The sequence below is a fragment of the Sediminivirga luteola genome (assembly GCF_014639315.1).
Classification (GTDB): Bacteria; Actinomycetota; Actinomycetes; order Actinomycetales; family Brevibacteriaceae; genus Sediminivirga; species Sediminivirga luteola.
In genome coordinates this window covers 1-6,094 of record NZ_BMFY01000031.1, presented here as the reverse complement: position 1 = coordinate 6,094, position 6,094 = coordinate 1, and the positions used below count along the sequence as shown (strand labels likewise).

Annotated in this window: 4 protein-coding genes; all 4 read left to right on the top strand. The window is 63.5% G+C overall.

Annotation, left to right across the window (positions count from 1 at the left end; all coding sequences use genetic code 11):
• The first annotated feature begins 299 nt into the window (after positions 1–299).
• The 4 genes from IEW13_RS17090 to IEW13_RS17075 all read left to right on the top strand — a co-directional run bounded on the left by IEW13_RS17090 (position 300) and on the right by IEW13_RS17075 (position 5,879).
• Positions 300–1,559, top strand: coding sequence for a M20 family metallopeptidase (locus tag IEW13_RS17090; protein WP_188552115.1), 1,260 nt, complete (start codon positions 300–302; stop codon positions 1,557–1,559).
• 236 nt (positions 1,560–1,795) lie between these two features.
• Entirely contained in the window at positions 1,796–2,881 is a 1,086-nt protein-coding gene (locus tag IEW13_RS17085) for an ABC transporter ATP-binding protein (RefSeq protein WP_188552114.1), read from the top strand.
• A gap of 9 nt (positions 2,882–2,890) precedes the next feature.
• A complete protein-coding gene (locus IEW13_RS17080; protein ID WP_188552113.1) occupies positions 2,891–3,973 on the top strand; it encodes an ABC transporter substrate-binding protein in 1,083 nt (360 codons plus the stop codon).
• A 109-nt stretch (positions 3,974–4,082) separates the two neighbouring features.
• Positions 4,083–5,879: an ABC transporter permease subunit gene (locus tag IEW13_RS17075; protein WP_188552112.1), complete on the top strand. Its 1,797-nt coding sequence runs from the start codon at positions 4,083–4,085 to the stop codon at positions 5,877–5,879.
• Positions 5,880–6,094: the final 215 nt, after the last annotated feature.

The following is a 6,094-nucleotide window of genomic DNA, read 5'->3' as shown; positions in this document are numbered from 1 at the left end:
ATCATGAACCCGGCCGTGAGCCTCGCGGCCTGACACCCCCAACTGTCACCTAAATGTGCGGCAGTCCCGTGGACCTCGCGGAGCAGCACCAGGCGATGAACGTCCAGCATGATCACATGCTAGTCCTATCGGGATGAAGCCTGGCTTAACAATGGTCCCTTGAAACCTTAAATAGACGAGGTGATTCATCCCCTGCAAACTGAAAGGCATGTGCACCGTGTGATCTGACGCACAGTGTCGATACGTCAACGACGACACCGCCGCTTCGAGGCCCTTCCGCCGGGCCTTTCGAATGAGCCGTGTCAGTCAAGGAAGGGGTATCGATGCAAGAACCGAGCAGCCCAGCCGGCGCTCAGCCGCACAGCGCCTACGAGCGGATCGCTCAGGCCATCCGCGAACACAGAGATGAACTGATCGGTCTGGCACGGCAACTCCACCGGGACCCCGAGGTTTCGTTCCAGGAAGAGCGCGCGGCGGAGCAGGTCTCAAGGCTAGTGGAAGCTGCCGGCTACCGGGTGGACCGGCCGGTGCCCGAGCTGCCGACGGCGGTCCGGGGCACGCTGTGCGGAGCGAGTGAGGTATCCCCGGAAGCCATCGTGGCCGTGCTGGCCGAGTACGACGCGCTCAAGGGCCTGGGCCACGGCTGTGGCCACAATCTGATGGCGATGGCCGGCGTGGGCGCGGCCATCGGCCTGGCTGCCATCCGCGATCTCTACGGCGGAGAAGTCCGCTTCCTGGGTACGCCCGCGGAGGAGCGCGGTGCGGGCAAACAAGTAATGATCGAACACGGACTCTTCGACGGCGTAGACGCGGCGGTGCTCTTTCACCCTGCTGATACGAACAGTGTGGGCGGGCCCGCGCTGGCACTGGAGGAACTGACCGTCACGTTCCGCGGGGCGCCCGCGCACGCGTCGGCGAGCCCCTGGGCCGGGCGCAACGCCCTTGACGCGATGATCCAGCTGTTCACCTCCATAGGACTGTGGCGCCAGCAACTCACACCGGACAGTCGGGTGCACGGCGTGATCGACTATGGCGGGGATGCGCCCAACATCATTCCTGAAAGGGCCGATGCCACCTTCATGCTGCGATCCGCCGACGACGCGCAGTTCGCCATCATGCAGCGACGGTTCCGTGCCATTGCAGACTCCGCAGCCGCCGCCCATGACTGCGGAGTCGAGATCACAAGCATGGGATATTCGCTCACTATGAAGAATAACGGCATTCTGGGAGAGCGATTCCGTGAGCATATAAGTGATTATGGAATCCTGCTCCAGGAGACAAAAGGATCGGCCGGAAGTACCGATATGGGGAATGTCAGCCATAAAGTCCCTTCGATCCACCCCTATCTTGCCATCTGTGAAAATGGAACGCCGGCGCATACCGTAGAGTTCCGAGACGCCGCCGCCACTGAGCGCGCCCACGAGGTGGCGCTTACGGCCGCCGTATCGCTGGCCCGGACGGCCTATGACGTCATGGTATATCCGAGGCTCAGAGCGGAGTCGTGGAAGGAATTCTCTAGAGCGTCATTGCGAGCGAAAAATCTGCGCATGCCTTGGTGAGCTAATGGATCCCACGGGAATGCCTTGCGTGTAACGCAGAATTTACGCACCTCGACTCTTCGTGTTACACGTGCCGGGTAGCGTATCAGGCATATTCTGAGAACTTTCTTCACACCGTGCGAATATTGATTATCGCCCAGCTTCGATAAGACTGAGGAAACAGGCCGCGAGAATCAACGGACGAGAACCTGACAGCGGGTGAATACAGCAGGCTGAATGGAGTATGAATGCCTACGATGAGCCAGACGCGTGACGCCGCCCGTGATCCGGGCGCGGTGAGCACGGTCGAAGGAGCAGGCATCGAGATCACCTCGGCCGTGAAGCAGTACGGCGGTATGCGTGCCCTGGACGGCGTGGATCTCTCGGTACGGCCGGGGGAGTTCGTCGCACTGCTAGGTCCCAGCGGGTCCGGGAAGACCACGCTGTTGATGGCGTTGGCCGGATTCGTGGACCTGGACGCCGGCGAGGTCACCATCGGTGGTACACCCCAGACGCGCGTGCCGCCATACAAGCGGAACCTCGGCATGGTGTTCCAGCGGTACGCGCTCTTCCCGCACCTGACGGTGGAAAAGAACATCGCCTACCCCCTGCGCAACCGCAGGTGGAGCCGCGATGCGAAGAAGCAGGCGATCGCTGAAGTCCTCGAGCTCACCGATATGAGCCACCTGGCCGGCCGGAAAGTTCATCAGCTCTCCGGCGGCCAGCAGCAGCGCGTGGCCCTGGCCCGCGCACTGGTGTACAAGCCTCCCGTCCTGCTGATGGACGAACCGCTGGGGGCCCTGGACCGCAAACTGCGCGAACAGGTCCAGCTGGAGATCCGCAAGATCCACCGGGTGCTGGGAACGACCATCATCTTCGTCACCCACGATCAGGGTGAGGCCATGTCCATGGCAGACCGGATCGCGGTGATGAACCACGGGCAGATCCTGCAGACAGATACCCCGGAAGAGCTCTACAACCGTCCGGTGGACGAGTTCGTGGCTGCGTTTGTCGGAAAAATGAACTTCTTCCTCCGGGACCCAGCCGGACAGGATCGGCCGGTGGACGCCGATGCCGCATTGGATTCTGCGAACACCGGGGAAAACCAGCGCTTCGGCATCCGCCCGGAACGCACGGCCATCGCCGCTCCCGGGAACGGGCTCGACGGGCAGGTGACCGAAGTGATCTTCGAGGGCTCCATGCGGCATGTCCTCGTCGACGTCGGCGGGATCACAGTCCGCGTGCAGGAAAGCCCGGAAGAACCCCGGCGCTCGCTGGGGGACACGGTGTCCATCCGCTGGAGGAAAGAGTCCGAGATCTCTTTCGCGCAACAGGAGAACTGAGGTAAAAACGTGCCACATCACATTCGCACCCTGAAGATCGCCGGCATCGGCGCGGCCACGGCGCTGGTCGTTTCCGCTTGCGGTGGCGGCGCCGCAGACGGAGACGATGTCCTCTATCTTCCCGACGGTGGAGGGGCGTGGGGCGAGGCCCAGGACCAGGCCTTCTTCCAGCCCTTCGCCGAGGAGACCGGAGTGGAAGTCGTCCTGGTTGAAAACGACGAAACCACCTTCATGGCTTCAACGGAAGCCGGGGATCCGCCCACCGATGTCGTGAACGTCACCGGACCCATGCTCGCCAACTGGACTGACGGGGACCTCCTGGACCCGATCGACCACGACCACTGGGAAGGCCGGGATCTGGACGAGTTCGATCCCTACCCCATGCTCGAGTATGTGGTTCCATCCCTGGTCTACGCCACTCAGATGGCGTACGTGCCTGAGGAAATCGGCGGGGAGATGAGCAGCTGGGAGGACTTCTTCGACACCGAGACCTTCCCCGGGCAGCGGACCATGGGCGAAGGTTCCACACTGGCCAATGGGGTCTTCGAGATCGCCTTGCTGGCCGACGGCGTGGAACCGGACGAGCTCTACCCGCTCGATTACGACCGGGCTCTGGACAAACTGAGCGAGATCCGCCCTGACATCCTGACGTTCTGGTCTTCCGGTGCCGAATCCGTGCAGCTGCTGGCTGACCGGCAGGTCGTGGCCGGCGCGGCATGGAACGGCCGGGTCGCCGATGTGGTCGAACAGGACGATGCGATCGAGTACTCGTGGGATCAGGCACTGCTCTACGTGGACTACTGGGGTGTCCCGGCAGGAGCGGGCAACCCGGAGGTGGCGCAGCAGTTCATCGAGTTCGCCACGCGGGCCGACCGGCAGGCGGAGTTCGCGGAGATGATCACCTACGCGCCTACGAACATCACCGCCTATGACCTGATCGATGAAGAACGCTCGCTGATGCTCCCGACGGCTCCGGAGCACCTGGACTCCGTCATCCCGACCGATGACGGCTACTGGTCCGAGGAATCGCCCGACGGTGAGATCTGGTCGGATGTGGCCATCGGGCTGTGGAACGACTGGCTTGCCGAGTAACCGCGGCCGCAGTCTCCTCTCCCTGACCATCCGGTAGGCGCCTTCTTTCGCACCCGCGTACTGAAACCAGGTGCGAAAGAAGGCGCCGCACGCCGCCGAAGGATTGCGTATGTCAGCAACCACAGATTCCCCGCCCCAGGCTTCGCAGCAGGCGCCGTCGGCCAAGACCGGCAAACGCCGTTCGCTGCTGGCGCTGCTTCTGGTCCCCGCGCTCGTCTTTGCCGCGGTGGTGTTCCTGGTGCCGCTGGGAAACCTGGTCTACGGCTCGCTTGCCGGCGGTGCCGGTGCGGAGTCCTTCATCGAGGACGCCACCAATCGCACCTTCCTCCACGTGCTGCTCCGCACTGCGTGGATATCGCTGACCGTCACCGTGGTCTGCCTGGTCCTGGGATACCCGGTGGCGTATCTGGCGGCCCGTCACGGCGGCATCGTGGGAATCGTGCTGCTGGGCATCGTTTGCCTGCCCTTCTTCACCTCGGCGCTGGTCCGCACCTACGCGTGGACGATCATCCTGGCCGACCGGGGTCCCATCAACGAGTTCCTCCTGTGGCTGGGCGTGGTGGATGAACCGGTGCGCCTGGTCTACAACGACATCGGCGTGGTCATCGGCATGTCCCAGGTGCTCCTGCCGATGATGATCTTCCCCCTGTACAACACCATGCGGGGCATCGACCGCTCGCTGCTGAGTGCCTCGCGGAGCCTGGGCTGCAACGGCACGCAGAGCTGGTGGCGGGTCTACCTGCCGCTGTCCCGCCCAGGCGTGGTGGCCGGGTGCACCCTGGTGTTCATCTCCGCGATCGGTTACTACATCACGCCGATGTTGCTGCAGGGGCCCTCCTCGCCGATGTTCGCCCAGCGGATCGATTCGCTGCTGGGGCAGCGGGGCATGCGGGAGACGGTGGCCACGGAGGCAGTAGTCATGCTGGCCATCACGCTGGTGCTGATGCTGCTGTTCCGCAAGCCGCTGGGGCTTACGCTCAGCGCCTCCTCCGAGGTGCGGCAACAGCTCAAGGCCCGCAGCGGGCGGCGGTTCTTCACCGGAATGGACAGCTACCTGTCCAATGGTGTGATCGTCCGTGCGGGGGAGGCCATCGCGCGGGTCGTCGAACCAGTGCGTCTGTGGATTGCCTGGGCGCTGACGGCCGTGGCCATCCTGCTGGCAATCAGCCCATTCGCGGTCATCTCCGTTCTGGCCTTCAGCGATGACTCGTATCTGACCTTCCCTCCGTCCGGATATTCCACCCGTTGGATCGAGGCGTACTTCACCGACAGCCGCTGGCTGGCCGCCACTGAACTGAGCATCCGGGTCTCCATCTTCGCGGCCATCGTCGGCACCGCCATCGGCGCCCTCGCCGCTTTCGCTATCGCCCGCGGCGGTGCCGGCCGGTACTCGCCGTACGCCTATGTCTTCCTGATCGCGCCCTTGATCGTCCCGCAGACCGTGGTGGCGGTGGCCCTACTCTTCGGGTTCATACCCGTGGGCCTCAATGGCACAGAGACGGCGATCTTCTTGGCCTATATCCTGCTATGCCTGCCCTATGCCGTGATCGTGATGAACACAGCCTTCCAGGGGCTCAACCGGGCCTACGAGGATGCTGCGGCGAGCCTGGGCTCCTCCCCTGTTAAAGTCACCTACACCGTGGTCCTCCCGCTAGTGGCGCCTGCACTAGTGGCCTCGGTGATGTTCGGTTTCGTCATGGGCTTCAGCGATTTGGTGTTCGCACAGTTCGTAGGCGGCGCCCGGGCAGAGACCCTGGAACGTCTCATGTTCCGCACCATCCGGGAGATCGTCAGTCCGCAGGTGGCCTCTGTCGGGTTCCTGTTCTTCACCGCCATCGTGGTCCTGGGGCTGATCGCGCTCTTCGTCTTCCGCCGCCCCCGTACTACCGCCGGGTCCGCCCAGTGAGCTGAACCCAAGAATGGGGGAGGTCTCATGATCGCGGCTCTGGAGACGTTGCGACGGCTTATCGTGTTCGACGGCCGCACGGAGACTTCGGCAGATTCATCGCCGCCCAGCACCTTCGTGGCGGGAGAACTGCGAGTTCTGGACGCATGCCCTCCCCCCGATGTCTGACTGGAGTGACCCCCTAGATTCGGTCCAGTAGTTATGTGAGTTGCACT